General features: G+C 62.4%; 21 protein-coding genes and 2 pseudogenes. 11 read left to right on the plus strand and 12 right to left on the minus strand.

Going from position 1 to position 26,767, the window contains the following annotated elements:
• Positions 1 to 102: 102 nt before the first annotated feature.
• Positions 103 to 1,476, plus strand: a pseudogene (locus ACR9Y2_RS05570) (glucuronyl esterase domain-containing protein); the annotation flags it as partial.
• 138 nt (positions 1,477 to 1,614) lie between these two features.
• Positions 1,615 to 2,223, plus strand: a pseudogene (locus ACR9Y2_RS05575) (GDSL-type esterase/lipase family protein); the annotation flags it as partial.
• 86 nt (positions 2,224 to 2,309) lie between these two features.
• Here ACR9Y2_RS05575 and ACR9Y2_RS05580 read toward each other — a convergent pair.
• From ACR9Y2_RS05580 to ACR9Y2_RS05590, 3 genes are all read right to left on the minus strand, one after another.
• Entirely contained in the window at positions 2,310 to 2,456 is a 147-nt protein-coding gene (locus ACR9Y2_RS05580; protein ID WP_435040068.1) for a hypothetical protein, read from the minus strand.
• Entirely contained in the window at positions 2,453 to 2,782 is a 330-nt protein-coding gene (locus tag ACR9Y2_RS05585) for a hypothetical protein (protein ID WP_435040069.1), read from the minus strand. The genes ACR9Y2_RS05580 and ACR9Y2_RS05585 overlap by 4 nt, the downstream gene beginning before the upstream one ends.
• Positions 2,783 to 3,282: 500 nt before the next feature.
• A complete protein-coding gene (locus ACR9Y2_RS05590) occupies positions 3,283 to 5,634 on the minus strand; it encodes an alpha/beta fold hydrolase (protein ID WP_435040070.1) in 2,352 nt (783 codons plus the stop codon).
• A 223-nt stretch (positions 5,635 to 5,857) separates the two neighbouring features.
• On the opposite strand from ACR9Y2_RS05590, the gene ACR9Y2_RS05595 reads away from it, so the two are divergent.
• A complete protein-coding gene (locus ACR9Y2_RS05595) occupies positions 5,858 to 7,816 on the plus strand; it encodes a hypothetical protein (RefSeq protein WP_435040071.1) in 1,959 nt (652 codons plus the stop codon).
• A 69-nt stretch (positions 7,817 to 7,885) separates the two neighbouring features.
• Here ACR9Y2_RS05595 and ACR9Y2_RS05600 read toward each other — a convergent pair whose 3' ends face one another.
• The 7 genes from ACR9Y2_RS05600 to prfB all read right to left on the minus strand — a co-directional run bounded on the left by ACR9Y2_RS05600 (position 7,886) and on the right by prfB (position 14,593).
• The gene (locus ACR9Y2_RS05600) at positions 7,886 to 8,575 is read right to left on the minus strand and encodes an energy-coupling factor ABC transporter ATP-binding protein (RefSeq protein WP_435040072.1); all 690 of its coding nucleotides are present in this window, start codon (positions 8,573 to 8,575) and stop codon (positions 7,886 to 7,888) included.
• A complete protein-coding gene (locus ACR9Y2_RS05605; protein ID WP_435040073.1) occupies positions 8,572 to 9,183 on the minus strand; it encodes an energy-coupling factor transporter transmembrane component T family protein in 612 nt (203 codons plus the stop codon). The genes ACR9Y2_RS05600 and ACR9Y2_RS05605 overlap by 4 nt, the downstream gene beginning before the upstream one ends.
• Complete coding sequence (locus ACR9Y2_RS05610) at positions 9,168 to 10,043, minus strand: energy-coupling factor ABC transporter permease (protein ID WP_435040074.1); 876 nt, start codon at positions 10,041 to 10,043, stop codon at positions 9,168 to 9,170. The genes ACR9Y2_RS05605 and ACR9Y2_RS05610 overlap by 16 nt, the downstream gene beginning before the upstream one ends.
• Before the next feature lie 98 nt (positions 10,044 to 10,141).
• Positions 10,142 to 10,867 carry a LytR/AlgR family response regulator transcription factor gene (locus ACR9Y2_RS05615; RefSeq protein WP_435040075.1) on the minus strand — a complete coding sequence of 242 codons (726 nt, stop codon included), beginning with the start codon at positions 10,865 to 10,867 and terminating at the stop codon, positions 10,142 to 10,144.
• A 5-nt stretch (positions 10,868 to 10,872) separates the two neighbouring features.
• On the minus strand, positions 10,873 to 12,540 hold the full coding sequence (locus ACR9Y2_RS05620) for a sensor histidine kinase (RefSeq protein WP_435040076.1): 1,668 nt from the start codon (positions 12,538 to 12,540) through the stop codon (positions 10,873 to 10,875).
• On the minus strand, positions 12,537 to 13,448 hold the full coding sequence (locus ACR9Y2_RS05625; protein WP_435040077.1) for an L-threonylcarbamoyladenylate synthase: 912 nt from the start codon (positions 13,446 to 13,448) through the stop codon (positions 12,537 to 12,539). Before ACR9Y2_RS05625 ends, ACR9Y2_RS05620 begins: the two co-directional genes overlap by 4 nt.
• A 7-nt stretch (positions 13,449 to 13,455) precedes the next feature.
• A protein-coding gene (gene prfB / locus ACR9Y2_RS05630; protein WP_435040078.1) for a peptide chain release factor 2 occupies positions 13,456 to 14,593 on the minus strand; the annotation gives its coding sequence in 2 pieces (ribosomal slippage) (positions 13,456 to 14,520 and positions 14,522 to 14,593; 1,137 coding nt in all).
• A gap of 85 nt (positions 14,594 to 14,678) precedes the next feature.
• Between prfB and ACR9Y2_RS05635 the strand changes: the two genes are divergently transcribed.
• Positions 14,679 to 15,419, plus strand: coding sequence for a C40 family peptidase (locus ACR9Y2_RS05635; RefSeq protein ID WP_435040079.1), 741 nt, complete (start codon positions 14,679 to 14,681; stop codon positions 15,417 to 15,419).
• Positions 15,420 to 15,499: 80 nt separating this feature from the next.
• Here the strand turns inward: ACR9Y2_RS05635 and ACR9Y2_RS05640 are convergent, their stop codons facing one another.
• Positions 15,500 to 16,099 (minus strand): metallophosphoesterase family protein, encoded by a 600-nt coding sequence (locus ACR9Y2_RS05640; protein WP_435040080.1) that lies wholly within the window; start codon positions 16,097 to 16,099, stop codon positions 15,500 to 15,502.
• A 141-nt stretch (positions 16,100 to 16,240) separates the two neighbouring features.
• Here ACR9Y2_RS05640 and ACR9Y2_RS05645 point away from each other — a divergent pair, with 141 nt between their 5' ends.
• Positions 16,241 to 19,987 carry a multifunctional oxoglutarate decarboxylase/oxoglutarate dehydrogenase thiamine pyrophosphate-binding subunit/dihydrolipoyllysine-residue succinyltransferase subunit gene (locus tag ACR9Y2_RS05645; RefSeq protein WP_435040081.1) on the plus strand — a complete coding sequence of 1,249 codons (3,747 nt, stop codon included), beginning with the start codon at positions 16,241 to 16,243 and terminating at the stop codon, positions 19,985 to 19,987.
• 79 nt (positions 19,988 to 20,066) lie between these two features.
• On the opposite strand, the gene ACR9Y2_RS05650 is transcribed toward ACR9Y2_RS05645, so the two are convergent.
• Positions 20,067 to 20,690, minus strand: coding sequence for a cob(I)yrinic acid a,c-diamide adenosyltransferase (locus tag ACR9Y2_RS05650; RefSeq protein ID WP_435040082.1), 624 nt, complete (start codon positions 20,688 to 20,690; stop codon positions 20,067 to 20,069).
• Between the two features lie 137 nt (positions 20,691 to 20,827).
• On the opposite strand from ACR9Y2_RS05650, the gene abc-f reads away from it, so the two are divergent.
• The 6 genes from abc-f (at position 20,828) to ACR9Y2_RS05680 (ending at position 26,763) form a co-directional block, all read left to right on the plus strand.
• A complete protein-coding gene (gene abc-f, locus ACR9Y2_RS05655) occupies positions 20,828 to 22,384 on the plus strand; it encodes a ribosomal protection-like ABC-F family protein (protein ID WP_435040083.1) in 1,557 nt (518 codons plus the stop codon).
• Between the two features lie 17 nt (positions 22,385 to 22,401).
• Positions 22,402 to 23,949: an acyl-CoA mutase large subunit family protein gene (locus tag ACR9Y2_RS05660; protein ID WP_435040084.1), complete on the plus strand. Its 1,548-nt coding sequence runs from the start codon at positions 22,402 to 22,404 to the stop codon at positions 23,947 to 23,949.
• A 27-nt stretch (positions 23,950 to 23,976) separates the two neighbouring features.
• Positions 23,977 to 24,378, plus strand: a complete 402-nt coding sequence (locus ACR9Y2_RS05665; RefSeq protein WP_435040085.1) for a cobalamin B12-binding domain-containing protein — start codon at positions 23,977 to 23,979, stop codon at positions 24,376 to 24,378.
• A 59-nt stretch (positions 24,379 to 24,437) separates the two neighbouring features.
• Positions 24,438 to 25,889 (plus strand): NYN domain-containing protein, encoded by a 1,452-nt coding sequence (locus ACR9Y2_RS05670; RefSeq protein ID WP_435040086.1) that lies wholly within the window; start codon positions 24,438 to 24,440, stop codon positions 25,887 to 25,889.
• A 6-nt stretch (positions 25,890 to 25,895) separates the two neighbouring features.
• Positions 25,896 to 26,285, plus strand: coding sequence for a RidA family protein (locus ACR9Y2_RS05675; protein ID WP_435040087.1), 390 nt, complete (start codon positions 25,896 to 25,898; stop codon positions 26,283 to 26,285).
• Between the two features lie 76 nt (positions 26,286 to 26,361).
• Positions 26,362 to 26,763, plus strand: coding sequence for a hypothetical protein (locus ACR9Y2_RS05680; RefSeq protein ID WP_435040088.1), 402 nt, complete (start codon positions 26,362 to 26,364; stop codon positions 26,761 to 26,763).
• The last annotated feature ends 4 nt before the right edge of the window (positions 26,764 to 26,767 follow it).

Raw genomic sequence — 26,767 nt, forward strand, 5'->3', positions numbered from 1 at the left:
TTGTCGAGAACGTCTGCAATCTTGAAAATGAATCGATACACTAGGTGCTGCCGATTCCGGGAGCCCATGATGCTTAGCCGCCCCAATTGCCCTACCCGCTCAATGATCCTATTGTTCACTGCCTCGATGTTGTTCGCAGTGCACGGCCAATCCCCTGAACCGAAGAACTGGACCGCTGTTGAAGACCATCGCAACATGCTGGAACAGCTCGGCATCAAGGCTCTTCGCCCCGGTCCCAGCGGCAACGAAAACGCGCCAAATCACGCGAATTACGACGAAGCCGCCGCCAATCCTTTTCCCGATTACCCGGTCATTCTGACGTTGAAGAATGGGCAGCCTGTCACGACGCCCGAGGCGTGGTGGAAGCAGCGGCGGCCAGAGATCGTGGAAGACTTCGATCGCGAAGTACTAGGCCGGGTTCCTCCCATCGTCCCCAGGATCACCTGGACCGTAACAAAAACCGTGAACGATATGGTGGGCCCCTATCCCGTCATCGCGAAGGAACTCACGGGGCGTGCCGACAACAGCTTGTGCCCGTCGATCAGCGTGGAGATCCAGATGGTGCTGGTAACTCCGGCATGGACGAAGAAACCGGTGCCGGTGATGATGATGTTCGGCCGGGCTGCATTGCCTTCCACGCCCCTGCCGGCGGCCTATGCACGATTTGCGGCCATGGCGGGCACGGATCCACCCTCGACGATGCAGTTGATAGCGGCAGGCTGGGGTTACGCGATGTTGAATCCTGGCAGCGTGCAGGCCGACAACGGCGCCGGTCTGACGAAAGGCATCATCGGGCTCGTGAACAAAGGCCAGCCGAGAAAGCCGGATGACTGGGGCGCACTGCGCGCTTGGGGCTGGGGCGCTTCGCGGGGTTTGGACTATCTCGAAACCGATCCGACCGTCGATGCGAAGCATGTGGGCATCGAGGGTGTCTCGCGCTATGGAAAGGCAGCCCTGGTCACGATGGCTTACGATGCGCGATTCGCGGTGGTGCTGGTGGGTTCATCAGGCGAAGGCGGGGCCAAACCGCATCGCCGCAACTTTGGCGAGGCTGTGGAGAACCTGACGGGCTCCGGTGAGTATCACTGGATGGCCGGCAACTTTCTGAAGTATGGCGCGGCGGAAGCTACGTTTGGCAGCAAGAACGCTGGCGACCTGCCGGTGGACTCGCACGAGTTGATCGCTCTTTGCGCGCCGCGGCTCACTTTCATCAGCTACGGCATTCCGGAAAAGGGCGACGCGAAGTGGCTCGACCAGCAAGGGAGCTTCATGGCTACGGTGGCCGCGGGCCCGGTATTCCGGCTGCTTGGGGTGAAAGATATCGGCGTGACCGCGGACTACCGCACAGCCAAAATGCCGGCCGTGAATGTCAGCCTGCTGGAGGGCCAACTGGCGTGGCGGCAGCACGATGGTGGTCACACGGACGGCCCGAACTGGAAGTACTTCATCCCGTGGGCGAGCAAGTTCATATCCTATGTGGGCGAGTCGGCGCCCCCGATCGCGGCCGATGTGGCGGCGCCGCGCATGGATGCAAATTCGATCGTCGCTCATGGCCAACTCATGGAGAAGGCCAAAAAAGGACGCATCGATATCTACTTCGAAGGCGATTCGATCACACGGCGTTGGGGCGCGACCGACTACCCCGACCTGCTGGCCAATTGGAAGCGAAACTTCTCCGGCTGGAATGCGGCCGATTTCGGCTGGGGCGGAGATCGGACGCAGAACATCCTCTGGCGTCTCAACAATGGGGAATTGGAAGGTGTGAATCCCAAGGTGGTCGTGCTGATGGCCGGCACCAACAACATCGGCGCAAGGACGCCGAAGGGTTCGGAGGAGGCCATTACGGCAGATATCACCAGGGGGCTGCAGGCTGTCGTGGACCTGATCAAGGCTAAGGCGCCCAACGCCACAATCATCATCACTGGCATCTTCCCGCGCAACGACAACATGGCCGCCGTTCCGGTGATCAACGCTATCAACGCCAACCTGGCTAAGCTGGCCGATGGCGCGAAGGTGCGGTATCTGAACATCAACGACAAGCTCGCGGACGGGAATGGGGTCCTGAAACCGGGCATGATGAGCCCGGACAAACTCCATCCATTGGAACCGGCGTATCAGATTTGGGCAGACGCCCTGAAACCGCTGTTTCAGGAGCTCTTGGGCGCGCCGGCCCAGGAGGATCTGGCTCCGCCGCCGACGGGTGATCCCAGCGCCGGTAGGTAGGTCGCAAATCGACGTTCGCGAGTCGAGGAGCATGGCGAACCTGCAAGGGCGCCATGCTCCTTCTTTTTTGCAGAGCAACTCAACCGCTATGCGCCGGCAAAGGCGAGCCAGACGAGTCCGCCAACCCCAACCAGTGCCATGTACAGCCCCGGCAGCAGGCCTGCCCACAACGCCCAAGGCGAAGCGCAGCGGCAGGTACGCGGCTTCTGAATGACCGCAGGCAAGAGACTCATAGTCCTTCCAGGCCGGGCGGCATGCTGCCGGGTAGTTGATGCGGCGGGTTGAGTCGACGGCCATGCAGCAACAGTTCGAACTGGGCCGCACTTGTATTCATCAGCGCCGCAAGCTGCATATAGGCTTCCGGGGTCAGTGTCAGGCTAACCGGCCCAATACTCAAGTGCAGATTCCCGCAACCGCCGCAGTCGTAGATCCGCCCAAAGCCCGGGATCTCTGCCAGAACATACCCATCCGCTTCCATATTCCCGCCTCTCTTGTTGGATCCCAGCGCGATGCAGCTCAGTGTTGTGTCGCCTGCTGCCGATTGCGGCAGGAGCGGCAATGGCCAGTCGCCCCCAACCGTACGGCCTGCACGGCATAGCCCGTCGTGCGGGCAATCTCGTCCCTGACAATCGCAAACAGAGGGCTGGCTAATTCCTCTATCCGCCCGCAACCCAGACACTCGAGATGAATGCGATCCGTTCGCGGTTCCTTTTTGGCGCCGCTCGCCGTTCTGCCGGTTTCCGTAGGTTCCATGGGGCTCAGTCCGCTCGCTGAGAGCGCGCTGGCGTCCCCAGTCCAGCCTCTCTCCGCTCCAGATTACTAAGGCTCATGGCGTGAGTCAACATGTTTCTGCAAGTGATTTGCATGTTGTGTAGTGACCGTTCACAACATGATTTGGCAGTGACCCGGTAGTTCCCAGAGCGGCTGGCTAGCTCCAAATATCAGGACTATGCTCCGTAAAATCTAGGAATCCAGTCAGTTACTCGCCCTGGGCTTGGTTCACTCCGGCAACATAGTTGAGATTGCCGGCGCAGCTTAGAATGCAAGTCACTTGCCTATTCAACGGAGATATTGCTCCAGCCAGGCGAAGATGCGCCGCCACACATCCTCAATATTCGCCGGCGACTCGATGATGTGCCCCTCGCCCCAGTAGCGGACGAAGTCTGCGGGTTTGTTCTGGCGATACAGGGATGTGAAGAATTCCTCGCCTTGCTGGATGGGCACATAGTCCTGGTCGCCTTGCGCAATGAGAACCGGAGTGGTGACGCGGTCCACCTGCGTAATTGGGCTATTGCGCAGGTAGCGCTCGATCGCCTGCGAGGGCGGCCCGCCCATCCGGTCTTGCCCGGATTCGAGCAGTGTCATGTGCAACAGGCGGTCGCGGGCATACTCGGCGTAGCGGTGGCGCGGGTCCAGTTGCCCGTAGAGGCTCACCAGATTGCAGAAGCCGCCCAGGGCTACTGCGGCCTGAAAGCGCTGCGACTGCGTGATCATGGCGTAGGTGCTATAGCCGCCATAGCTGTGGCCCATCACCGCCAGGCGGCGAGGATCGGCCAAGCCGAGTTCTAACGCTTTGTCGACGGCGGGCAACACGGTCCTGGGGATGTCGAGGTAGGGATCACTCGGCCGGCCTTCGGGCGCGAGGGGCATGCTGGGCATCACCACCAAATAACCGCGCGCCGCGAGAAGCTGCAGGTTGAAGACACCGGACGAGTTCAAAGGAACCCAGAAGGGCGGCGGCTCCGGCCCGAAGGACAGTCCACCGTAGAGCCAGAAGACGGTGGGATAACGTTTCCCCTTCTCATAGCCGTGCGGGCGCAGGCACCAGGCGATCAGCGGCTTGCCGTCCGGACCGGGATATTCGAATCTCTCGAGCGTACCTGCGGCGATCTGCTCCAGAAACTCGTTGGCGGCTTCCACGCGGCGCGGCGGTGCGGAACCTGGGCTGGAGGTCCAAAGGAAGGATCCGCGCGGAGTGACATCCTTAAACAGGGCAGTCGAGGACTGTGGTACAAAGTCGGTGAACTGCGCTGTCGGGCTGGGCGATTCCATGGGAAGGAACGCGCCCTGTGCTGGATCCGCCACGATCAGACGCTGGGACGCCATGACCACCAATGAGTTGGTGGACGACCCGTCCATGGGCCAGACGATATTGTCCAGCCGAGGAGTGGATTGTGCGTCGCCCACCGGAGTGAATGCAGCCGCCCCGGCGCGCATAAGCCACAGCCGGCCATCAGCTACGGCAGCGAGTTCCTGCTTCGTCCCGAATGCCACCAAGCTGGAAGGCGGTCGTGTCAGGGAAGCCGTCATGTTCAGCGGCGCGGCCCCTTCAGCCAAAAGCCAGTCCGCGCGGCCGTTCGCACGAATCTGGACAAGCAGGCGGCCATCCGGAGTCCACTGCACGCCACGCGGAGAGGCGAGAATACCCTCGTAACTGGACGCAAGCCTCAGCGACCCGCCACTGATGTCGAACCGCGAGACACGCGGCCCTTCGGGCGTATTGGCTACACACGCCAAGGCGGCGCTGGTGGGCGACCAGCGGAGGGACCCCGGGATCACGTCGTTCGGGGACGAACCTGCGAACCCCAGGCGTCGCCCTCTTGCATCCACCACAACGAGACTGTATTTGATCGGATTCCGATTGGGTATTGGGCGGCCCGCCTCGGGCTGCAGGATACCGGCAACCTCCAACATCGCCCGATGGAGTCCGTCCGGCGATGGGCTGATGCTGGTGAAGTTGCCAGGTAGCAGCGTCGAAACGGCGCCGGAAGCCAGGTCAAACTGGATTAGGCGGCCCTGTGGGCGTTTCGCCATGTCGGGCGGTGTTCCGCTGTGGAGGACACTGGCCGTGCTCGTGCGGCCGGCCCAGGCCAGGGGCCAGGCGCGCATCGCCTCCTCTGGCGCCTGCGTCTCCAGGGAAAACACACCAGGCTGCCGGCCGGGCGGTGGGGTGGCGCAGAGCACCTTCGCCGGACCGATCCAGATGGGCCGCGCAACCTCTACCGTTTCATCGGCGGCGAGACGTATCGCTCCTGTGGCGCGGCTCCATACCCACAGCCTTATCTTGTTCCCGCGTGTGGACAGCATCGCCAACCGTTGGCCATCCGGCGACCAGACAGGCTGGAAGAAGCCCGCGCCATCCGTGAATCCGTTCGTGATCCGCCGCGGCGTGCCATTCCGCGGGGCGATCCAGATATCGGCACGGTCGTTTCCGTTCATGAAGTCGCGCATGGCATTGGCGGCGGAAGTCCGGGCGCGAATGCGAACAAAGGCGAACAGTTGACCGTCAGGCGAGGCGGCTGTTTCGCCCCACTGCTCGATGCGGAGTATGTCTTGCGGTGTGAGCGGACGCAGAGTGGGCTCAGCCTGCAAGGGCAGCAGGAGGAGAATTGGAATCCAGCGGGAGCTCATGTGCGACTTTCAGCATACTTGCCGGAAACCGCAGCCGCGTGAGGCACCTGAGGATTGACAGGGAAATCGAACCTGTGCGAATCTGCTGCCAGCGCGCCGAGGGGCGCCTCCTTTCCGCGGCAAGGGAGCCTGCTCCCACCCTTGTAGGTGTTCACGATTCACGGACCTTTCATTCCGGCCCTGAATTAAGCGGAATCCGGGCATTGACGGAAGGAAGGTTGCCATGCAGCGAACAATTACCTCAACTACCTCGCTTGAATATCTCAAGCGGGACGCGAAGCGCTGGCTGAAAGCCCTGCGCGAAGATGACGCGGAAGCGCGCGAACGGTTCCGGCAGGCTTACCCAAATGGACCCGGCGTGCCCGTTTTGCGCGATGTGCAGCACGCGCTGGCCCGCGAATTCGGCCAGACAAGCTGGAAAGATCTGAAACAGGCGCTGGAGGCGCGCGATGCGACGACCGCCTCGCCGCAGGCACTGGCGTCCCAGGCAGCCTATGCCCAGGCAGCTGAGGACTTCGTCCAGGCGTATGAAGGAGACGCAGACGCCTTGCAGCGCCTGAATGTGCACTACGAGCGCGCGTTTTCGCACGCCGATGTACGGGCAGAGGCGTGGCGGCGGGTCTACGCCCTCCGGCAACGCTCCTCGAAAGTACCTAAGAACTATTTAGCCCTGGAAGAGGCAAAGACGGTCGTTGCGCAGGATGCCGGATTCGGCAACTGGTCCTCTCTACTGGAGGCTGTGGCGACCGGCGCTCCGCCCTCGGTGGAGGCATTCGAGGTCGATGCGAAGGAGAACCGCATCGCTCCCCGGCGCCGCATGAACCGCGGCGAATGGGACGGTTTCCTCGGCGCGATGAGGGAACTGCGAATTCCCACTGTAGATGCCGGCGGGTTGATGACGGACGCGACGTTGGCGCGCATTGCGGAGTTGGGCCACGTCACCCGGCTGAACCTGGGCGGCTCGCGGGAACTCACCGACGAAGGCCTGTTGCAGTTGGCGCGCATGCCGCAGTTGGAACACTTGAACCTCAGCGAGTATCCCGGGGGCAAGCTGACTGACCGCGGCTTGGAAGTGCTGCGCCACTTGCCGAATCTGAAAACATTTGAGATGACCTGGCAGGCGGGCATTACCGATGCCGGTGCAGCGAATCTGCGGTTCTGCGATCAGCTCGAAGTGGTCGACCTGATGGGGTCGCCCACCGGTGACGGGGCGATTGAGGCGCTGCAGGGCAAAGCGAAACTGCGCCGCTTCAGCACCGGCCGTCTGGTGACCGACACCGGTCTGCCTCTGCTGCGGAACTTCCCGTTGTTGAAGCAGTGGCATGGCCCCGAAATCGCAAGCACCGAGGGGGCAGCGCGGGATAGGGCGGTGAAGCTGCTCATCGACGGTCCATTCACGAATACCGGACTGGCGGGGCTGGCAGGACTGGAAGGAGTCTTTGAACTCGACCTGTTCTGGCACGTCAGCGGCATCACGGCCGAAGGGATGGCGCACCTGGCTCAAATGCCGAACCTGAGTGTGTTGGGCTGCGACGGCGATCTCAGCCGCGACGAGGCTATGCCACACATTGCTGCAATCCCTCGCCTGCAGCGCCTGCGCATACAGGAATCAACCGCGACCGACGCAGGCTTCGAGGCGTTGAGCCAGTCGCAGACGCTGGAAGAAATCTGGGGCCGGGTCTGCCAGCACTTCGGCAGCCGCGGCTTTCTCGCACTGTCGAGGATGCCGTCCCTACGGAGCTTGGCGATTGGACTCGCCAAGGTTGACGACGATGCTCTATCGAACCTGCCCCACTTCCCGGCGTTGCGGGAACTCACACCCATCGGAGTGCTGGATGAGGGCTTCCGGCATGTGGGCCGCTGCGCGAACCTGGAACGCCTGACCTGCATGTACTGCCGTGAGACGACAGACCTCGCGACAGAGTACATCGCCGAACTGGCCATCAATTATTACTATGCGGGCCTGACCCAGATCACCGACCGCAGTCTGGCGATCCTCGGCCGGATGCCTTCCCTAGAGCAGGTGGAGCTCTATCAATGCCAGAAGGTCACTGATGCCGGACTGGCATTCCTGGCCGCGCTGCCAAACCTGCGCGAAGTGCACCTGGACGGAATCCCAGGTGTAACTCTCGCGGGGACACGTGTGTTTCCCCAGCAGGTACGCGTCGCTTACTCCACCTGAGCGGTTGTGCTGAGCGTCCTCCGGAACGTCTCTGCTCCGGAGGGCGGCTCGGCCCAGGGCGCCCGGCGTTCAGAATTCCCATTGGAAGCGCGCGACGATCTCGTCTGTGCTGCCTTGGGCCTGGACTCGGCCGTTTTCGAAGAACGCGGCTTGCTGGCAGAGCGCTTTCGCAAAAGCAGTGTCGTGCGTGACCACAAGTTTGGCTTGAGGCAGTGATTGCAGCAACTCCAACAGATGGCGTCGGGCCGGCGGATCCAGGTGTGTTGTGGGCTCGTCCAGGACGAGGATTTCCGGCTCGACGGCCAGGATCCCGGCCAGGGCCACACGCTGCTTTTCGCCTCCGCTCAGGTGGTAGGGCGGGCGCTCCCAACCGCTGCGGATCCCCACCTGCTCCAGCACGCGCTTTGCGCGGGCTTCTGCTTCGGCTTGACTCAGGCCCGATTGCAGTGGACCAAAGCAGACATCCTCGAGAATGCTCGGCAGGAAAAGCTGGTCTTCCGGGTCCTGGAACAGGAAGCCGACTTTGCGGCGGATGGCGATATAGTGGCGAGGTTCCACCGCCAGTCCACAGACGCGCAACTCTCCCTCCCCCTGCAGGACTCCATTGAGATGCAGCAGGAAGGTTGTTTTGCCGGAGCCGTTGGGGCCGAGTAGCGCCACATTCTGGCCCGGATCCAGGCGGAAATCGACACCGCGCAGGGCTTCGAAACCGCTGTCGTAGTGAAAGCGCAAGCCGCGTGCTTCAATCACGGGGCTCATCGGGAGACTCCTGCAGCTCCGCGGGCGAGCATCGCGCGATGAATGCGCTCGGCCCGGGCGTATGAGCTCGCGAAGAGGACGGCCAGGCTTGCAGCCGAGACCTGAAATGACTTCTCTCCGCCGCGAGCCAGGGCGGCCGTGCGCATACGCCAGGCTTGGGCGGAGATGACCGCGATGTAGCGCCACGTGAAGTGCATGACATCGACCAGCAGGCGCGGCACACCGAGTCGGGCGGCCGCTTCCAGCAGGCGTTCGAGCGGGGTGCAGCCCATGAGCAGGCAGACCCAGAGCGCGGACAAGTAGCTCTTCCAGAGGAGGGCCACCGCGCGCGGGGTGTCGCCCATCCAGGCGGTGAATGCGGCGAAGACCAGTGTGAAGGGTAGAACCACCGCGGCCCTCGCGGCGATCGGGAACAGCGGCAGGCGGGCGGCGAGGATCAGGATCAGCGCTAGAACAGAGAGGGTCCAGGCCAGCGGCCAGGTGCCGGTGGCGATGAGAAGCGTCAGGCAGGCGAGGATTTTGGCGCGCGGGTCGAGGGAGTGGATGGGGCTTTTGCGGCGGCTCCATTCATCGAAGGCGAAGAGAGTGGGTGCTATGCGTTGCGCCACCGGACGATCCACCGACCGAGGAGATAGCAGGCCAGAAATGTGGCCACGAGTCCGGAGAGCCCGAGGGCTGCCTGGCGGAGCCAGGGCTCGGCTGCTGCCGCGGCGACGTCCTTGCTCCCGAGCCCGGCGAGACCTGCGACTCGTTCGAGACCATCGGGCAGGGCGGAGGCGGCGAGGAAGCCGGCGGAGACGAGGACGAGGGCAAAGAGGCCAAGCAGGATGAGCGCGGGGCGGCCATCCGTTTCAGGGGCACGCAACCAGCGCGGGTTCATTTTCTCGAGTGAGCCGAGCACTGCAAGAGTAATGGCGCCTTCGAGGAGTCCGGTGATGCAGAAGACAATGAGGCCGAGGCCGAGCGCGTGACTCGGGATGCGGACGCCCGAAAGGGAGAGTTCACCAAGGCAGAGGAGGGCGGAGACGAAGACACTGAGGAAACCACCGAGGGCGATGCCAAAGAGGCGGGCCCGGGTGCGGGCGAGCAGGCGGTAGGGCCAGTAGCCGGCAAGGACACCGGCGATGGCCATGTTGAAGACATTGGCACCGAGGGCGAGCAGGCCGCCGTCCTGGAAGACGAGGGCTTGAATGATGAGGATCGCCGTCATGACGATGGCGGCGGGGGCGGGTCCGAGGGTGGCGGCGAGCAGGGCGCCGCCAACGAGGTGGCCGCTGGTACCGATGCCGACGGGGAAGTTGATCATCTGGGCGGCGAAGACGAAGGCGCCCATGACGCCCATGAGGGGCAGGCGGGCATCCTTGAGTCCGGCTTGGGCACGGCGTGCCAGCATGCCGATGGAAGGCACGCTGAGTGTTGCCAGGCCGGCCCACACTGGAGTGGACAGGAAGCCATCCGGAATGTGCATGATCGCCTTCACAGTAGCAAAAACGGCTGAGAGTTGCTACGGACTGAGAAAGTGGTTGGATGGGGTCTCGTACGGGGATTGAAGCAGCCCCGTAGGGCTTACCAATGGGTGGCGTCCCGGATGACTCCGGCCATGCGTTTGGACACGATCGCTTCCAGTCCGTTCGACATCTTCAACAACCAGCGTTTTGAGGTAAGCGGTGAAATCTTGCGGATGTGGTCTGTATTGATGATGGTGCCGCGATGGATGCGGCGGAACTGCGGAGGCGGCAGTTTGGACTCCAGCGTACGCAGCGAGTGGTCCGCATAGTAGCGGCCCTGGGCTGTGATGATCTGTACCGTGTCCCCCTCAGCCTGGAAGGCAATGACATCGCCGGGGTTGAGCATGTGGAGGTCAGCGCCCAACCGGCCCAGGATGCGTCGTAGGGGTTCGGCGGCGGGCGGCGGCGGCGGTTGCGATTTCAGCCCTGCGATTTGGGTGCGGGCCTTCTCGAGGGCGGCGGTGAGACGCTCTTTGCGGACCGGCTTGAGCAGGTAGTCGACGGCTCCGGTCTCGAACGCCTGCAGAGCGTGGGTTTCGAACGCGGTGACGAAGATGACGATGGGGAGCGAGTCGCCGCGCAGGGTGCGGGCCACGGAGAAGCCGTCGAGGCCGGGCATCTGGAGGTCGAGAAGGACTATGTCGGGGTGAAGGCGGGCGATCTGCTCGACTGCCTCGAGACCGGTGGAGGCTTCACCGGCCAAGGTCGCGCCCGGGTGCTCTTCGAGCAGCTCACGGAGGACCTGGCGGGCAATGGGCTCGTCGTCGACAATCAGAACGTTCATCCGGATCACCAATTTAGTGGCGCATGGAAGCCAACGACGGTTTCCCCCTGCTGCCTGCTGATTTCCAGTTTGGCGACCTGCCCGTAGCGGAGCTGCAGGCGTTGGCGCACGTTATCGAGGCCGACGCCCGCTCCGGCTCCGGTCGATTGAGTGAAGCCCGGGCCCGTATCCTGCACACAAACGCACAGCATCCCGTTGTCGACATGGGTCCGGATGCGGACGATGCCACCTTCCGGGAGGGGCGAGATGCCGTGTTTGACGGCGTTCTCGACCAGCGGTTGAACACTGAGTACCGGGATGGGCGCGCTTTTGGACTCGGGGGAGATGTCGAATTCGATCTTGAGCTTGGGGCCGAGGCGAAGACTCTCGATTTCGAGATAGGCGCGGATGATTTCGAGTTCCTGCTCCAGAGCTATGGTTTGGCGATCGCCGCGCAGAAAGTAGCGGAAGATGTCGGAGAGATTGAGGACGGTGCGGCGAGCTCCGGCAGCTTCTTTGGGAATGATCCCGTAGAGGGTGTTGAGGGCGTTGAAGAGGAAGTGGGGGTGGATCTGGGCCTGCAGGGCACGGAGTTCGGCCTGGGAGAGCAGGTGTTTGCGTTCGCTTTCGCGATATTGCTCGATGCGCTCGGAGGTTTGGGCTTCGAGACGGGTGAGGATGGCGAGGTCTTCACTCAAATAGGGACGGCCACCGGCCCGGCGACCGGGACCATCGGGTAGCCGTTCGGCTTCCATGAACCGGGCGATTTCGCTGTGGGCCCATTCAAGATAGGCCGGTTCGGATTCGATGGGTTCCTTGCGGAGCCGTTCGAGGAGTTGGTCTGGGTCGCCGCGGCGGAAGACGAGCCGGGTGAGCATAGCTTGGGCGGCGCCGCGCGCGGCGGAGAAGGCAATGAGGGATGCGCCGGTACCGAGGGCCATGAGCGCGATCTGGCGGACGGGCATTTGGTCGTAACGAACCCAACCGGTGCGGTGCGCTACCTCGGCGGCGCCCCAGGTGAAGAGCCCGGCGAGCAGCATGTTAGCCAGGAAGCGGAGGAAGGCATCCAGCAGGAGGAAGCGGTAGTCCTGCATGAGGACAAAGACCGCGAGCGGAATGCCGGCATGGTGGACAGCAAGTTCGGCAGGCCAGGCGTGTTCAGATCCTTCGTTATGGAAGTGGGCGAAAGAAAGGGCGAAGAGGAAGAGGGCCATGGCGGGGATGGCACGGCGGGCGGCGGGCGCTTTCCGGAGAAGGAATGCGGCGCTGATGGCGGTGAGGATGGCGAAACCGATGGCTGTGGCGGCCAGAGTGCGCCGGTGCATCTCAGTGACCGGCATGGGGATCCATTGTTCCGTGGCATGGAGAAGCATGGAAACGGCGCTGAAAGCGTAGCCGGCCCAGGCAATGGGGCGGAGGCGGCCGTCGAGCAGGAGGTCGAGCAGCAGCGCCGGCAGGAGGCTGAGGGAGCAGGTGGTGATAACCAGAAGGAAGAACGAGTCAGTAAACAGGAGAGCAAGGGAGCCGGCGTTCCAGATGAGCGCCATGGCGGCGGCGGCGAGAGAAAGGCGGCTGGTGCGCAGGCGCTGGCCGGCGCGATCCAAAGTAAGGAGGACAAAGAAGATGGCGAAAATGAGGGTACCGGCAGAATAGCCGAGAAGGTTAGCGAGAAGCGGCTCGTGCGGCGTATTCATCGCTCAGGCGAGGCGGCGCGGCTCAGACGGTCGCGGATGCCGGACCACGCGGAGTCTAAAGGTACCTCTTCCACGGCCAGCCAGTCCAGCCCCTGCTCATCGAGTTGGTGGAGAGTGGAATACAGTGCGGCGGCGTATGCTTTTGGCTCGGCGGGCATGTTGGCGCCGTACTGGAGGTAGACTCCGCGGCCGGTATTGGGAAGCTTGCCATTCCGGACGAGGAACAGCGGGGTGCGGGGGCTATAGTGGCGGGCGTGCATGCCGGGAGCGGCGTGGGCTCCGGCGCCGGGGTCGCTGGCGAGGTCTACACGTCCGATTAGCTGCTCAATTTCGTCGCGTCCGATCATGCCCGGACGAAGGAGGATGGGGCGTTCGGCTGCAAGGGAGAGAACGGTGGATTCGATGCCGACCGGGGTGGAGCCACCGTCCAGGATAAGGTCTACCGAGTCGCCGAGGCTTTTGCGGACGTGGGCGGCGGAGGTGGGGGAGAGGCTCATGAACCGGTTGGCGCTGGGAGCAGCGATGGGACAACCGCTGCGCCGAATGAGTTCGAGGGCAATGGGATGGGCCGGCATGCGTAGACCGACGCTGGGTAACCCGGCGGTCACCTCGCCGGGAATGTCCTGTGTTTTCGGCAGGACCAGGGTGAGAGGGCCGGGCCAGTGGCGGGCGGTTAGGAGTTCGGCGGAGCCGGGCCAAGTCGTGCAATAACGGCGGGCCATTTCCGGAGAATCGACGTGGACGATGAGGGGACTGGTGGCTGGGCGGCCCTTGGCGGCGAAGATGAGGCGGACGGCGGCGGAGTTGAGGGCATTGGCGCCGAGGCCGTAAACAGTCTCGGTGGGAAAGGCGACGAGGCGGCCGGCGCGGATGAGCTCGGCCGCCTGATCCATTACTGCTTCGTCCATGGTGCAGTTAGTCGGCGAGATCGTCCTTGGAGGTCTCGCCGAAGGTTTTGCCGGTCTTCTTCCACACAAGATAGGCGTGGAGCATGTCTTCCATGTCGCCGTCGAGCAGGCGGTCGACATCGCCGACGGAGTAGCGGGAGCGGAGGTCCTTCACCATTCGGTATGGGGCGAGCACATAGGAGCGGATCTGGCTGCCGAAGTTGGCGTCGGCCTTGGAGTCTTCCAACTTCTTTTCAGCGGCGCGGCGTTTGTCCATCTCGTATTCGTAGAGACGGGCGCGGAGCTGTTTGAGGGCGGCAGCGCGGTTCTTGTGCTGGCTGCGTTCGTTCTGGCACTGAACCACAATCCCGGTAGGGATGTGGGTGAAGCGGACGGCGGATTCCGTGCGGTTGACGTGCTGGCCGCCGGCGCCACTGGCCCGGAAGACATCGATCCGGATGTCTTCGGTTTTGATATCGATCTTCACATCGTCGTCGATCAGAGGAATGACGAAGACGCTGGCGAAGGAGGTGTGACGGCGGGCGTTGGCGTCAAACGGAGAGATGCGCACGAGGCGATGGACACCGATCTCGCTCTGGAGAAGACCGAAGCAGTTCTCACCATCGATTTCGACGGTGGCGGATTTGATGCCTGCGCCTTCGCCTTCGAGACGGTCGGTGACGGCGGCCGAGAAGCCGTTGCGTTCCGACCAGCGGAGGTACATGCGGAGGAGCATCTCCGCCCAGTCCTGGCTCTCGGTGCCGCCGGCGCCGGGGTGGATGGTGACGATGGCGCCACAGTGATCGTTTTCCCCCGAGAGCAGCATATTGGTCTCGAGGTGTTCGACGAGCTTGCGAAGCTTGTCGAATTCGCGGGCCAGTTCGGCTCCGATATCTTCGCCCTCTCGGCCCAGCTCAAATAGGGTATCGATGTCGCTGACGAGAGTGGACACGGAGCGATCCTGGGCGACGAAGGCCTCCAGGCGTTTGCGCTCCTGCATCACCTTCTGGCTGGCCTCCTGGTTGTTCCAGAAGCCCGGGTCGGCGATGGTCTCTTCTATGACGGCCAGTTGTTTGTTTTTTGAGGGAATGTCAAAGATAGCTCCGCACAGCTTCCGATTGCTGGCGGAGCGCAAGGTATTCCCGCTCGAGTTCGACGAGGGTCATATTCTCTATCCTACCAACGCCGGACGGATTTCCCATTCGAAGGGTAAGTTGTGTAGACTTGGGGGGTTTGGAAAAGGATTGGGACTTGCGTACTGTTCTCTACAGTCTGATCCTTGTGCTGCTGCCAGTGTTATTGACACTGGGCGGTTCCGCGCTGGGTGCGACAGGCAAAAAAGCGGTATCCAAAGGCAAACGGGCCACGGCCAAGCCAGCCATATCCAAGCGCGCGCAGACGACGCACAGGCGTTCAGTTAGCCGCAAAGGAACTGCAAAGAGCACTAGACGGAACATCGGTCCGCTGCTGGAACCTGTCAGTGTGATGCCGAACGGGCTGACTTCGTTGCCGATTCTTTCGCTGAATGTTCCGGCGTACCCTCCGCCTCCGCCGATTCCAGGAACCTGTAGAAACTGCACGAAGCCTCTGCTGGCGACAGCGTACTCGCTGATTGGGACACCTTACCGGTGGGGTGGGAACAGCCCATCCTACGGATTTGATTGCAGCGGGTTTGTCCGATACGTGTACCAGTCGAACTTTTCGCTGGCGCTGCCGACTTCGGCTCCCGCTCAGTTCCATGTAGGAGTTCCGGTTCAGAAGGATGAGCTGATGCCTGGGGACCTGGTGTTCTTCCACCACCGGCGGAGGGGCTGGCACGTAGGGATGTATGTCGGCGGCGGCTCGTTCATCCATGCTCCGAACCGGCGCAAGACAGTGATGGTCACTCCGCTGTCTGACCCTTATTTTAGTGTGACTTACGTAGGAGCTCGACGCATTCCGCTGGCGGACCTGGAAGCGGTCGGCGCGATGGATGTGGAGACGAGTAACTAGGCGGCCGGCGCGAAACATAGCTGCGTCGAATCCCAACTCTGAAGTTGAGGCCAACTCTGGATGGAGAGCTGAGGAATCGCTCAGTCCGGCAATTCCAGCAGGTAGCCCTGTTTGCCCACATTCCGGGCCAAGGTGCCGCCCAGCCTCGTTTCGCGGCCGGCGGCCTCGTGGATATGCCCGCAGAAGAACCAGGCGGGCTGCACCTGGCCGATGAAATCGCGAACGGACTGGCTTCCGAAGTGGCGGCCAGGGGCGGCCTCGTCCAAGTCCGTCCCCAGGGGCGGGCAGTGGCAGATGAGGATCTCAGGGTGGGGGTCGGCTAGCGGGGCGAGGCGCTGGGCCATTTCGGCTTCCGAGTATTCACCGGGGGTATTGAACGGAGTTGGGCTGGAGTGGCCGAGGCCCGCCACCGTATGCGCACCGGCCTGGAAGTGCTTGCCGTGCAGGGTGTTGAGGCCAAATTCCTGACAGAAGGCGTCGATCTGATCGGCGTTTTCGTGGTTACCAGGAAGGACGTAGACTTTGGGGGCTTTCGTTTGAAGGATAGGGCCTACTGAGTCCAACCCTCGCGCCCAGTTGACCATATCGCCGGCGGCGACATAGTAGTCGGCTTCCATCGCCATGAGGCGGCGCAGGGCCGCGAGGTCATGGTGGATATCGGAGAAGACGAGAAGTTTCATTCCCTTAGGTACACATTGTATGCGGAACGCCGTGGGGTGCTTCCAAGAACCCGGGAGGGGGGGCCGCGCATCTGTGAAAAAGGGAGTTATCCTGAAAGCAAGACTGGGCCCAGTCTGGGCGTACCCCGCCGTAACCACACCATGTCCTCAGAACCGCGACAGCGTATCACGATCAACTCTTGGCTGGAAGAAGAGCTGTATCAAGAATTTGTTAACAACAGCCGCAACGTAGACGAGAGCTGGAAAGAGAAGTTTGAGGCCGAGCCGGTCGCAGAGGCCGATGAGCCGGCTGCCGCGACGGCGGTTGTTGCCGCGCCGCCTCCAACTGAGACTCCAGCCCCGGCGCCTGCTCCGCCGCAGACCGTACAAGTGCGGCCGGTGGCTCCGGTTGTTCCGCCGGTGGCGCTGAGCCCCGCCGATCAGTTGGTGCCCTTGAAGGGTGCACCGATGCGGATTGCGGAGAACATGACGTTGAGCCTGACGGTGCCGACGGCGACATCGCAGCGCACGATCCCGGTGAAAGTCATCGACGAGAACCGGCGGTTGCTGAATCACTGGCGGGACCTGCACGGGAAGAGCAAGATCAGCTACACCCATCTGATCGCGTGGGCGATGGTGAAGGCGATCCAGAAGGTCCCGGCCATCAACGACGCTTATGCGGAGATCGACGGGCAGGCGCATCGAGTGGTGCGGCCGGAGATCAATATCGGTATTGCGGTGGATGTGGCGGGCAAGGACGGACACCGGTCCCTGGTGGTGCCGAGCATCAAGAACGCCGGGGCCAAGGGGTTCTATGAATTCCTGACCGCGTTCGATGAGATCGTGGCCAAGTCGCGGACCGGCAAGCTGACGGTGGACGACTTCAAGGGCACGACGGTGTCACTGACGAATCCCGGGACCGTGGGGACGCTGGGCAGTGTACCGCGGCTGATGCCGGGCCAGGGCGCGATTGTGGCGACCGGCAGCATCGATTTCCCGGCCGAGTTCCAGGGTGTCAGCGAGGAACTGCGGGCGACTTTGGGCGTGTGCAAGGTGATGTCGATGTCGTGCACGTACGACCATCGCATTATCCAGGGCGCCGAGTCTGGCCAGTTCCTTGGCAAGCTGCAGTCGCTGCTTGAGGGCAGCGAAGGTTTCTACGACGAGATTTTCGAGCAGACTCGCATGCCCTACCAGCCGTTCCGCTGGCAGGTGGACCGGAAGGCGGCGAGCTCGGCATTCCGCGACGAAAAGCGGATGGAAGAGATCGCCAAGCAGGCGGCGGTGCTGCAGTTGATCAACGCGTACCGTGTGCGCGGGCACCTGATTGCCGACCTGAATCCCCTGGGCGTGCAGCCGAGCTATCACCCGGAGTTGGATCCGACCACGTACGGCCTGAGCATCTGGGATTTCGACCGCGAGTTCATCATCGGCAACCTGGCGACGAGCGGGAAGCAGACCATTGCGACGCTGCGCACGATTCTGGAGACACTGCGGCAGACCTACTGCGGGCGGCTGGGCTGCGAGTACATGCACATCCAGCATCCGGAAGAGAAGCGCTGGCTGCAGGAGCGAATGGAGCCGCAGGCGAACAATTGGCCGCTGGAAGAGACAGCAAAGCGTCGCGTGCTGCTGAAGCTGCTGCAGGCGGAAAGCTTCGAGAACTTCCTGCATACACGGTTCGTGGGCCAGAAGCGGTTCTCGCTGGAAGGCGGCGAGAGCGCCATGGTGGTGCTGGACGAGTGCCTGGACCGTGGCGCCGACAGCGGCGTGCAGGAGATTGTGGTCGGCATGGCGCACCGCGGCCGGTTGACGGTGCTGTCGAACCTGATCGGCAAGTCGATGTCGCAGGTGTTCGGCGAGTTTGAAGGCAATGTGGATCCGGAAGCGACCCAGGGCTCAGGTGACGTGAAGTATCACCTGGGCGCCAGCGGGATCCAGCGGACAGCGTCAGGCAAGGAGATCAAGATCTCGCTGGCGCCGAATCCGAGCCACCTGGAGGCTGTGGACCCGGTGGTGGAAGGCATTGTCCGCGCGAAGCAAACCTGGATGGGTGACGTGAAGCGCGAAAAGGTGCTGCCGATTCTGGTGCACGGCGACGCGGCCTTCGCCGGCCAGGGCGTTGTGGTGGAAACACTCAACATGTCGCAGTTGAACGGCTACCGGACGGGCGGGACGATCCACCTGGTGATCAACAACCAGATCGGGTTCACGTCGACGCCTGACGAGAGCCGGTCGTCAACGTATTGTACGGACGTGGCGCGCACGGTGCAGGCCCCGATTCTGCACGTGAACGGCGACGATCCGGAAGCGTGTGTGCGGGCGACGCAGATTGCGATCGACTACCGGATGCGGTTCAAGAAAGATGTCGTCATCGACATGATCTGCTACCGCCGGTATGGACACAACGAGGCGGACGATCCGAGCTACACACAGCCGTTGATGTACAAGATCATCAAGGCAAAGAAGCCTATTGGAACGCAATACTCCGAACGATTGACGAAGGCGGGCACGGTCACGAAGGATGCGGTGGAACGGATCCGCCGGCAGATCCAGGATGCCCTGAATGCGGCGCACGAAGAGGCGCAGTCGAAGGGCGAGAAGTGGGAACTGCAGGAAGTGACGACCTTCGAGGAGACCACCGTTCCGCTGGTGTGCCCGCGGACGGCCGTGGACGAGAGTCTGATTGCGCGCGTCGTGGAAGGCATGACGACCTTCCCGGACACCTTCACGCTGCACCCGAAGCTGAAGGGGTTCATCGAAAAGCGCAAGGAGATCCTAAAGGGTGGTACGGCGGACTGGGCGACGGGCGAAGCCTTGGCCTTCGGCACGCTGGCCCTGGAAGGGACTCCGGTACGGTTGAGCGGGCAGGACAGTGGCCGCGGCACTTTCTCGCAGCGGCACCTTGAGTATTTCGACTACAACACGGGCCAGGTGCACACCCCGCTGATGCACATCGATCCGCAGCAGGCGCGGTTTGAGGTCTTCGACAGCTCGCTGTCGGAGTATGGCGTGATGGGCTTTGAGTTCGGCTATTCGCTGGGCGACCCTTTGACCTTGACCTTGTGGGAAGCGCAGTTCGGCGATTTCGCGAATGGCGCGCAGATCATGATCGATCAGTTCGTAACGTCGTGTGAAGCGAAGTGGGGGCAGCCGAGTGGGCTAGTGCTGTTGCTGCCGCATGGGTATGAGGGGCAAGGTCCGGAACACTCCAGCGCACGCCTGGAGCGCTTCCTGCAGCTTTGCGCCGAGAACAACATGCAGGTGTGCAACGTGACGACGCCGGCGCAGTACTTCCACCTGCTGCGGCGCCAGATGTACGGTGGGCAGGACCGGCGCGGGTTGCGCAAGCCACTGGTGCTGATGACGCCGAAGAGTCTGTTGCGGCACGCCAAGGCCGTCAGCACACTGGCCGACTTCACACACGGTCACTTTGAACCGGTGATCGGCGATGCGGGCACAGCCGCGCCAGACCGTGTTGCGAGGGTGATCTTCTGCACCGGCAAGATCTACTACGAACTGGTGGCGGAACGGGATAAGCGCGAACTGAACAACGTGGCGATCCTGCGGCTGGAGCAGATGTATCCGTGGCCGGCCGAAGAGATTGAGACGATGCTGTGGCGATATCCTTCGACGGCTGAGGTCGTCTGGGCGCAGGAAGAGCCGCGGAATCAGGGCGCGTTCCTGTTTGTTCGAGACAAGCTGGAGCCGATGCTGGCAGCGACTCGGCGCACATTGCGCTACGCGGGCCGGCAGGAAGCGGCGGCGCCTTCGACGGGGTCCAGCAAGCGGCATGCGCAAGAGCACGCGGCCGTGATGGAAGACGCTTTCAGTGCCGGGCCGGTTCGGCAGCGGCGGTACCGTGTGGTGGCCAAGGCCCAGAAGGAACTGGTGCCGGGCAAGGCCTGAGCGGCCCGATCGCCAAGTTAAGAGAGGCCGGGCCTTCGGGTCCGGCCTTTTTGTTTGGGGGAGATTGAAACCGGAGGATTCAGCTCTGACGAGCGGAGGCCGCGCGATTTGGGGACCAGAGCGTCTCCGGCAGATTTTGAACGTGATTGGCCCAGCGGCTCCACACAAAAAGGGCGTCGCTGAGCCGGTTCAAATAGCGTAGATTCACGGTGTCGATGGGAAGCTGCCGCGCCGCTGTCACCAGCAGGCGCTCGGCCCTGCGGCAAACAGTGCGGGCGATATGCAGGTCTGTGTTCACGCGGGAGCCACCGGGCAGAACGAAACTGCGCAGAGGCGGGAGTTCGGCGTTCATCGCATCGATTTCCGCTTCGAGCTGCGATACATCCAGATCAGCAATGCGCGCCTGTTTGGGATGGACGTGCTCCGGTGTGGTGGCCAGGATGGACCCCAGGTTGAACAGCTCGTGCTGGACGCGAATGAGGATGTCGACCAGGGGCGCCAGCACCGATTCCGAGGAAGCGCTCACCACGGCAGCTCCGACGAAGGAGTTCAGTTCGTCCACGCAGCCGTAGCATTCGAGGCGTGGAGAGTCTTTCGCGACGCGTTCACCGCTGGCGAGGTGGGTATCTCCCTGATCGCCGGTCTTGGTGTAGATGCGGTTGAGCGCGAGGCGGGGTTCGTTGAACGATTGATGATCTTCCATGGGGGCGGACTAAATTTCATTGTAGGTGGAATATACTGAAGCTGAGGGCCCAACCCTCGCATGCATGCGCAGCTAAACCAAATTCCCAGGTCTTTTTGACATCCAGCCACCCGATTGGGTGCGGGGGGGATTGGTCTATGCTGCGAATCCACGAGATTTGCTACGAGATCCAGAGCGGGGTGCCGCTGTTTGCGCACGCCTGTCTTGACATCAACAATGGCGACCGGATTGGCCTGGTTGGGCCAAACGGCGCGGGTAAATCGACCCTGATGCGCGTGGTGGCTGGAAAACTGGAGCCCAGCGCTGGCCATGTCGTTCGCCGCGGCGGACTGCGCGTAGCCTACCTGGCGCAGGAAGCTCCTCGGGGAACTGGCCAGACGTTGTTCGACCGCGTGATGGAGGCCGATGCTGAACTAGCCCGGCTTCGCCAGGATCCGGATTGGTTCGGCGAGTATGTCGCGGTAGGCGGCCCCGGATTCGAAGCACGGGTGGAGCGGACCCTCAGCCGTCTTGGGTTTCCGGAAGAGAGCTGGGGTCTGGCGACGGAGCGATTGTCATCCGGCCAGCGGATGCGGGCCGAGTTGGCACGATGCATCCTCTCCGGCGCGGAACTGCTATTGCTGGATGAACCCACGAACCATCTGGATTCGGCAGCCCGGTCGTGGCTCGAAGGCGAGTTGCGCCGGCTGGAGGCAGCGGTGCTGCTGGTGTCGCACGATCGCGCCTTTTTGAACCGGGTGACGAACAGGACCGTACTGATGGAGCGGGGCGCAGTGCAGTGCTTCGAAGGCAACTACGAGAGGTTCCTCGAACAGCGGTCCTTGAAGGAGCGGCAGGCGTGGCAGCAGTATGAGGCCCGCGAGCGGCAAGCCGCGGCGGAACGGGCGGCGGCCGAGAAACGGATGGCGCTGGCGCGCAAGGTGGCGAAGGCGCCGGAGGGACAGCGGGATGCACGGGCGTGTGGTCCGCATTATGCGAAGAAAGCCGCGAAAGTGGCTCGGACAGCTCGGATCATCCGGGAGCGGCAGTCGATGCTGGAGGCGGTGGAAAAGCCGTGGGAAGAGCAGGGCATTCCTGAACTGGACTTCAGCAGCGTGGAGAGAGGTGATGAGATCGCTGTGCGCGTGGAGGGGATGAGCAAGCGCTTCAGCCAGCGCGTGCTGTTCGAGGAGTTGGACCTGCACATCACGCGCGGAGAGCGCTGGGTGCTGTCGGGTCCAAATGGATCCGGGAAGAGTACCCTGCTTCGCATGATGGCCGGGACCGAGCGTCCGGATTCAGGAATGGTGGCGCTGGGTGGACGGGTGCGCGCGGGTTACCTGGCACAGGAGGGCGAGAACCTGATGTTGGAGCAGACACCGTTGGAGCTCTGCCGGCAGGTGTGTGCGGACGAGACGCGGGTGCGAACCATGCTGGCTTGCCTGAAACTGAAGGCGGAGCAGATACTGCGGCCGCTGGCGACACTGAGTGCGGGAGAACGGACCAAAGCTGGGATGGCAATGCTGCTGCTATCGGGCGCGAACCTCCTGCTATTGGACGAGCCGACGAATCACTTGGAGATGGAGGCACGGGCCGCCCTGGAGGAAGCGCTGGAAAGATACCCAGGCACCGTGGTGCTGTCCACACACGATGAGTGGCTGGCTGAGCGGATTGCCGATAATCTGTTGGAATTGGGGGCTACAATCGAGGCATGAAGAGGGGCGCATCCCAGATGGCGCAACCGCGCACGCTGAGCGGGATTCCGCTGGAGAGCCACTATGGCTCGCCGGCTCCGGGCGAGTATCCATATACACGCGGCATCCATGCGGCAATGTATCGGGCGAAGCTTTGGACAATGCGCCAGTTCTCAGGCTTCGCAACTCCGGAAGAAACAAATGCGCGCTACCGGTATCTGCTGGCGCAGGGACAGTCTGGATTGTCGGTCGCATTTGATCTGCCGACGCTGATGGGCTGCGATCCGGACGATGCGGCGGCGTTGGGCGAGGTGGGCAAGTGCGGCGTGTCGATTGCTTCGCTGGCGGACATGGAGACGCTATTCGACGGCATCCCGCTGGACAAAGTGAGCGTCTCGATGACGATCAACTCCCCGGCGCCGGTGCTGTTTGCGATGTACCTGGCGGTGGCGGAGAAGCAAGGCGTGCCGTTTGAGAACCTGAATGGCACCCTGCAGAACGACATCCTGAAGGAGTACATCGCGCAGAAGGAGTTCCTGTACCCGCCGAGGCCATCCATGCGGCTGGTTACGGACGTGGTGGAGTACGCGACGCGTCATGTGCCGAAGTACAACCCGATTTCGATCAGCGGGTACCACATTCGCGAAGCGGGCTCGACGGCAGTGCAGGAGTTGGCGTTCACGCTGCGGGATGGGATTGAGTACGTCGAATGGGCGCTGGAGCGTGGTTTGGCGGTGGACGAGTTCGCACCACGCCTCAGCTTCTTCTTCAACGCACACAGCGATTTCTTCGAAGAGATTGCTAAGTATAGGGCGGCGCGCCGCATCTGGGCGCGAGTGATGAGGGAGCGTTTCAGCGCGCAGGATGAAAAGAGCTGGAAGCTACGGTTCCACACGCAGACAGCCGGGTGCTCGCTGACGTGGCAGCAGCCGTACAACAATGTGGTTCGGACGGCGCTGCAGGCGCTCGCCGGTGTGATGGGTGGGACGCAGTCCCTACACACGAACTCCCTGGATGAAGCATATGCGCTACCGAGTGAACAAGCCGTGACGTTGGCTCTCCGTACGCAGCAGATCATCGCGCATGAGAGCGGTGTGGCCGCGGTGGCGGATCCCCTGGGAGGCTCGCACTATGTTGAGGCTCTGACGGATGAGGTGGAGCGGCAGGCGTTGGAGTACATCCGGCGGATCGATGAAATGGGAGGGATGATTCCGGCGATTGAACGGAACTTCCCGCAGGGTGAGATTGCGGAGGCGAGCTATCAGTATCAGAAGCGCGTCGAAAGCGGTGAGCAGGTGATTGTGGGCGTGAACCGCTATACCCAGGAGAACGAGCCAAAGCTGGCGATCCTGAAGATCGACGAGGCCGCCGAGCAATCACAGGTAGAGAAGGTGACGGAGCTGCGGGCTGGACGCGATGCGGCTCGGGTCGATGCTGCACTAGCGGCGCTGCAGGCAGCGGCGAAAAGCAACTCGAATACCATGCCACTCATCCTGGACGCGGTGCGCGCATATGCGACGACGGGCGAGATTTGCCGGACCCTGGGCGGGGTGTTCGGGGGGTGGCAAGAGAGAAGTGTTTTGTAGGGATATACTTAAGGGGACCAAGTGCAGATGGATCCAAAGATCCGAGTACTGGTTGCCAAGCCAGGTCTCGACGGACACGACCGCGGAGCGAAGGTCATCGCGCGGGCGTTACGTGATGCCGGGATGGAAGTAATCTACACAGGACTGCGGCAAACGCCGGAAATGATCGTGAATGCGGCTTTGCAGGAAGATGTTCAGGTAATTGGTCTGAGCATCCTGTCGGGCGCGCATAACGCGATTGTTCCGCGGGTGATGGCAATGTTGCGTGAGAAGGAAATGGACGACGTAGTGGTCGTCGTTGGCGGCACCGTCCCGGATGACGACGCCGCGAGACTGAAGGAACTGGGGGTTGCGGCTGTGTTTCAGCCCGGCGCCGCGCTGGATGAGATTGTGGCGTTTGTGAAAAGCGCCGTCCGTGCGGCTGTTTGACGGGCCATGGAGGACGAGGCCGGCTTCCACAACATTTTGCTAGGATTTTGTTACAACACATGCAAGACCGACTCAACATCGCCGTGTTTGTCGACTACGACAACATAGAAATCGGCGTGAAAAGCACACTTCGGCGGGAGTTCGAAGTGTCGCTCGTGCTGGACGCTCTGAAGGAGCGCGGGGACATTGTCGCAAAGTTCGCGTATGCGAACTGGAGCCGCCAGGAAGGCGCCACGCGACAGATGGCGGAAAACGCGGTGCAGATGGTGCAGCGCATTCCTTCGCCACGCGGGGATAAGAACGGAGCCGACATCAATCTGGCGCTGGATGCGCTGGAGATGGCGTTCACGCACGACCACGTGAATGCATTTGCGGTGGTGAGCGGCGATTCTGATTTCATTCCTCTGGTGAATAAACTGAAGGAATATGGCAAGACGGTCTTTGTAGTGGGCGGTAAAGCGTTCACCTCGACCATCCTGCAGCAGAACTGCCACGAGTTCATCAGCTTCGAATCGCTGCTGAACACGGACTCGATTCCGCTGCCGCCTCCACAGTCGCAGACACAGCAGGCGCAGGCCCAGGCTGGACCGCCGGCGGGCGATCGCGAGCGCGAGCCGTATCGCGAGTCCTATCGGGACCGCAAGGAAAAGCGCTTCCGCGAACGCGAAGAGCGGCGCCGGGAACGCGAATTGCGGGAAGGGCCGATGCCGGCCGCGGGTCCGGCGGGTGCGCCTGGCACGGGCCCTGGTCCAAAGGATCAGCCGCAGCAGGGGCGTCCCGCCCCACTGGACTTGGCGTTGGCCATGCCTCTGGTGGAGCGCGCGCTTCAGGTCTTGGAACGCCGCAATGTGCAGCCGCAGCTGGGGCTGTTGAAGTCCACTATGCTGCAGTTGGATTCCGCCTTCAACGAGAGCGCCTACGGTGCGCGCAGTTTCTCTGATTTTGTCGAGAAGCTGAAGCGGGCTGAGTTGGTCTATGTGAAGGGCACGGGCGGACGCTACTTCATCGAGCGGAAGCACAACTACCAGGAGAAGGCACTGCCTCGTCCGGAAGAGGCGCTCCCGCAGCTGCGTGAGGTGCTGGAGATTCATCGTCTGGAGTTCGAAGAGAGCGGACAGACGGCGGAAGACCTGGCGGCGTGGATGAAGGAAGAGTACCCGAGCTTCGACCACGCCAACTACGGGTTCCAGGGCTTCGCGGAGTTTCTGAACTTCGCGCAGGACAAGACGGTGGTCCGTCTGCAACATCGCCAGGAGGGCGGTCTGCTGGTGAGCCTGGGTTCGGAGTTCTATCCGCAGGCGCCGCCGAAGCTGGAAGTGAAGGAAGAAGACCTGCTCACCGAGCACGACTTCAAACAGCCAATTGTGAAAGGCCAGCCGACGGCCACCGGCGAGATTCCGCCGGACGACGAGCCACCCAAGGCCACCAAGAAGCGCGTGACGCGCAAGAAGGCCGACACCAGCAGCCAGGACAAGCCGGTGCGCCGCACACGCCGGAAGGCCTCGGAGTAAGCGGTCATGGGCGACATTCAACGGATTTTTCCGAAGGATACGCCGACGCCGCGCGGTCCCTATTCGCCGGCGATCCGCGCAGGCGATTTCGTCTTCGTGTCAGGGCAGGGTCCGGTGGATCCTGCCACGGACACGATGTCGTATGGCGACATCCAGCACGAAACGCGTATCACCCTGAATAACGTGAAGCGTATTCTGGAAGCCGCCGGCGTTGCCATGACAGATGTGGTGAAGTGCAGCGTATTTCTGCGGGATGGTAAGGACTTCGCGGCGATGAATGAAATCTACCGTGAGTTCTTCGGAGAACAACGGCCCACCCGCACAACGGTCGCCGTGGCGTTCGCGGATCCGACGATGAAGGTGGAGATCGACTGTATCGCCTATAAGCCTGTGTAGGGTTCCGGTTCACTGACTGCTTGGGACAACGCCGCGGGATCGACATCGATTCCGCGGCGTTGTACATTATGGGGCGATGAAGCGATTCCTAGCCCCCGCGGTATTGGGTTTGGCCTGTCTCTTCGCACTGTGGCTGGCCGTGCTTCCGGCAGGTGTCCCCGGCTCGTTGACACGTGTATTGCACGTGCTGGGCGTGTTCGCACTGATGGCCATCGTGAATCTCGGTGTGGGCTATCTGTTCGGGTTGCTGGCCCTGCGGCGCCAATGGAGCCCATTTCAATCCAGGCTCGTAGGCCTGCCGCTGTTCCTGTGTGGTGCGGCCGGACTGGTTCGGACGATGGAGTTCCGGCCCGATCCGTGGTTCTTTGGCCTGATGGCCTTTTCCACGCTCGCCGGGCAGATGAGCCGGAAAGTCGCTTATCCGGAGGTGGGCTGGCTTGAGAGCGATCCGCCGGAGCACTCCGAACACCGGCATTAGCCGG

The organism is Paludibaculum fermentans (genome assembly GCF_051172195.1).
Taxonomy (GTDB): domain Bacteria; phylum Acidobacteriota; class Terriglobia; order Bryobacterales; family Bryobacteraceae; genus Paludibaculum; species Paludibaculum fermentans_A.

Coding starts and splice junctions, on each gene's coding strand:
- ACR9Y2_RS05665 (WP_435040085.1), top strand. CDS start 23,977: ATGGATCCAAAGATCCGAGTACTGGTTGCCAAGCCAGGTCTCGACGGA.
- ACR9Y2_RS05645 (WP_435040081.1), top strand. CDS start 16,241: ATGTCCTCAGAACCGCGACAGCGTATCACGATCAACTCTTGGCTGGAA.
- ACR9Y2_RS05640 (WP_435040080.1), bottom strand. CDS start 16,099: ATGAAACTTCTCGTCTTCTCCGATATCCACCATGACCTCGCGGCCCTG.
- ACR9Y2_RS05600 (WP_435040072.1), bottom strand. CDS start 8,575: ATGAGCCCCGTGATTGAAGCACGCGGCTTGCGCTTTCACTACGACAGC.
- ACR9Y2_RS05595 (WP_435040071.1), top strand. CDS start 5,858: ATGCAGCGAACAATTACCTCAACTACCTCGCTTGAATATCTCAAGCGG.
- abc-f (WP_435040083.1), top strand. CDS start 20,828: ATGCTGCGAATCCACGAGATTTGCTACGAGATCCAGAGCGGGGTGCCG.
- ACR9Y2_RS05650 (WP_435040082.1), bottom strand. CDS start 20,690: ATGGAAGATCATCAATCGTTCAACGAACCCCGCCTCGCGCTCAACCGC.
- ACR9Y2_RS05680 (WP_435040088.1), top strand. CDS start 26,362: ATGAAGCGATTCCTAGCCCCCGCGGTATTGGGTTTGGCCTGTCTCTTC.
- ACR9Y2_RS05610 (WP_435040074.1), bottom strand. CDS start 10,043: ATGCACATTCCGGATGGCTTCCTGTCCACTCCAGTGTGGGCCGGCCTG.
- ACR9Y2_RS05625 (WP_435040077.1), bottom strand. CDS start 13,448: ATGGACGAAGCAGTAATGGATCAGGCGGCCGAGCTCATCCGCGCCGGC.
- ACR9Y2_RS05660 (WP_435040084.1), top strand. CDS start 22,402: ATGGCGCAACCGCGCACGCTGAGCGGGATTCCGCTGGAGAGCCACTAT.
- ACR9Y2_RS05620 (WP_435040076.1), bottom strand. CDS start 12,540: ATGAATACGCCGCACGAGCCGCTTCTCGCTAACCTTCTCGGCTATTCT.
- ACR9Y2_RS05675 (WP_435040087.1), top strand. CDS start 25,896: ATGGGCGACATTCAACGGATTTTTCCGAAGGATACGCCGACGCCGCGC.
- ACR9Y2_RS05670 (WP_435040086.1), top strand. CDS start 24,438: ATGCAAGACCGACTCAACATCGCCGTGTTTGTCGACTACGACAACATA.
- ACR9Y2_RS05615 (WP_435040075.1), bottom strand. CDS start 10,867: ATGAACGTTCTGATTGTCGACGACGAGCCCATTGCCCGCCAGGTCCTC.
- ACR9Y2_RS05580 (WP_435040068.1), bottom strand. CDS start 2,456: ATGAGTCTCTTGCCTGCGGTCATTCAGAAGCCGCGTACCTGCCGCTGC.
- ACR9Y2_RS05590 (WP_435040070.1), bottom strand. CDS start 5,634: ATGAGCTCCCGCTGGATTCCAATTCTCCTCCTGCTGCCCTTGCAGGCT.